General features: G+C 62.6%; 4 protein-coding genes and 1 pseudogene. All 5 read left to right on the top strand.

The features are described 5' to 3' along the window. Positions 1-140 (top strand): annotated as a pseudogene (gene tuf, locus VMR03_RS13605) (elongation factor Tu); the annotation flags it as partial. Positions 141-204: 64 nt separating this feature from the next. Continuing rightward, complete coding sequence (gene rpsJ, locus VMR03_RS13600; protein WP_012111657.1) at positions 205-513, top strand: 30S ribosomal protein S10; 309 nt, start codon at positions 205-207, stop codon at positions 511-513. Positions 514-569: 56 nt separating this feature from the next. After that, positions 570-1,280 carry a 50S ribosomal protein L3 gene (rplC, locus tag VMR03_RS13595; RefSeq protein WP_325406105.1) on the top strand — a complete coding sequence of 237 codons (711 nt, stop codon included), beginning with the start codon at positions 570-572 and terminating at the stop codon, positions 1,278-1,280. Beyond that, positions 1,280-1,900 (top strand): 50S ribosomal protein L4, encoded by a 621-nt coding sequence (gene rplD / locus VMR03_RS13590; RefSeq protein WP_325406103.1) that lies wholly within the window; start codon positions 1,280-1,282, stop codon positions 1,898-1,900. The genes rplC and rplD overlap by 1 nt, the downstream gene beginning before the upstream one ends. Then, on the top strand, positions 1,897-2,118 hold a 222-nt coding region (locus VMR03_RS13585), incomplete at its 3' end, for a 50S ribosomal protein L23 (RefSeq protein ID WP_325406101.1). The genes rplD and VMR03_RS13585, both read left to right, overlap by 4 nt.

Here is a 2,118-nt window from a genome sequence, read left to right as displayed (position 1 = left end):
AGATGGTGATGCCGGGCGACAACGTGAAGATGAACGTGACGCTGATCGCGCCGATCGCGATGGAAGAGAAGCTCCGCTTCGCCATCCGTGAAGGCGGCCGTACCGTCGGCGCCGGCGTCGTATCCAAGGTGTTGAAGTAATAGCTACGGGGCGCGGACGACCCGCGCCCCGCTTAATTCGGCCGACAAGGCACGAGGACGAGAAATGCAAAGGCAGAAAATTCGCATCCGGTTGAAAGGCTTCGATCACCGTGTGCTCGACGTATCGACCCGCGAGATCGTCAACACGGCGAAGCGCACCGGAGCTCAGGTTCTGGGGCCGATCCCGCTGCCCACGCGGCTCGAGAAATTCACGGTGCTTCGCGGCCCGCACATCGACAAGAAGAGCCGCGAGCAATTCGAAATTCGGACGCACAAGCGTGTGCTCGACATCGTGGACCCCACGCCCCAGACGGTCGATGCGCTGATGAAGCTCGATCTTGCTGCCGGTGTGGACGTCGAGATCAAGCTCTGAGCTGAAAGCCATCGGGCCTTAAAGCCTGACCGCCGATTAGAACGAGGAATGGGACCATGCGTTCCGGAGTGATTGTCAAAAAGGTCGGAATGACCCGTCTCTTCATGGAAGACGGGCGTCATGTACCGGTCACCGTGCTGAAGCTCGACAAGGTTCAGGTTGTCAGCCAGCGCACGGAAGAAAAGAACGGCTACACCGCGGTGCAGCTCGGCACTGGCTTGGCCAAGGTGAAGAACGTTGCGCGCGCTCAGCGTGGCCAGTTCTCGCGGGCTGAGGTCGAGCCGAAGCTCGAACTCGTCGAGTTCCGCGTGAGCCCGGAAAACATGCTCGATGTCGGCGTCGAGATCACGGCGGATCATTTCGTCGAAGGTCAGTACGTCGATGTCAGCGGCACCTCGATCGGTAAGGGTTTCGCCGGTGTCATGAAGCGCCACAATTTCGGCGGTCTTCGCGCGACGCACGGTGTCTCCGTCAGCCATCGTAGCCACGGTTCGACCGGTCAGCGTCAGGATCCGGGCAAGGTGTTCAAGGGCAAGAAGATGGCGGGCCACATGGGCGCCGAGCGCGTGACCACGCAGAACCTGCAGGTCGTCCGCACGGATGTCGAGCGCGGCCTGATCATGGTCAAGGGCGCGGTCCCCGGCTCCAAGGGTGGCTGGGTTCTGGTGCGCGACGCCGTGAAGACGAAGCTGCCGGACGGCGTTCCGACCCCTGGCGCGTTCCGTCGCGCCGGTGGCGAGGCCGCTGCCCAGAAGGAAGGTGCGTGATGAAGGCCGATGTAACGACACTCGCGGCGAAAGCCGCCGGCACGGTCGAGCTCTCCGATACTGTTTTCGGTCTCGAGCCGCGCCAGGATCTCCTGCATCGCATGGTGAACTATCAGCTCGCCAAGCGTCAGGCCGGCACGCACAAGTCGAAGGGCCGTTCGGAAATCTCGCTCACGGGCAAGAAGTTCGTGAAGCAGAAGGGCTCGGGCGGCGCCCGTCACGGCGACCGCAAGGCGCCGCAGTTCCGCGGCGGCGGCAAGGCTTTCGGCCCGGTCGTTCGCAGCCATGCGATCGATCTGCCGAAGAAGGTGCGCGCGCTCGCGCTGCGTCACGCCCTGTCGTCGAAGGTGAAGAGCTCGAACCTCGTCATTCTCGAGGACACGAAGGTCGATGCGCCGAAGACGAAGGCGCTCAAGGAAGCCTTCGCCAAGCTCGGTCTGAAGTCGGTGCTCTTCATCGACGGCGCCGAGGTCAACGAAAACTTCGCGCTCGCCGCGCGCAACATCCCGAATGTGGATGTGCTGCCGGTGCAGGGCATCAACGTCTACGACATTCTGCGCCGCGAGAAGCTCGTGCTGACCAAGGCCGCCGTTGAGAGCCTGGAGGCTCGCTTCAAATGAGCATGAACGAGCGCATTTACGACATCATCGTTTCGCCGGTCATCACCGAAAAGGCGACGATGGCCTCCGAGTGGAACCAGGTCATCTTCAAGGTGGCCCGGACCGCGACGAAGCCGCAGGTGAAGGAAGCCGTCGAGAAGCTGTTCGGCGTCAAGGTGAAGGCGGTCAACACCCTCCTTCGCAAGGGCAAGACGAAGCGCTTCCGCGGCATCGCCGGC

Origin of the sequence: Parvibaculum sp., from assembly GCF_035511255.1 — a bacterium.
Taxonomy (GTDB): Bacteria; Pseudomonadota; Alphaproteobacteria; order Parvibaculales; family Parvibaculaceae; genus Parvibaculum.
This window is presented reverse-complemented; position numbering and strand designations above follow the sequence as displayed.

Bases quoted from the DNA above. Each gene is read 5' to 3' on its own strand.
- rplC (WP_325406105.1), top strand. From the start codon at position 570: ATGCGTTCCGGAGTGATTGTCAAAAAGGTCGGAATGACCCGTCTCTTC.
- rplD (WP_325406103.1), top strand. From the start codon at position 1,280: ATGAAGGCCGATGTAACGACACTCGCGGCGAAAGCCGCCGGCACGGTC.
- rpsJ (WP_012111657.1), top strand. From the start codon at position 205: ATGCAAAGGCAGAAAATTCGCATCCGGTTGAAAGGCTTCGATCACCGT.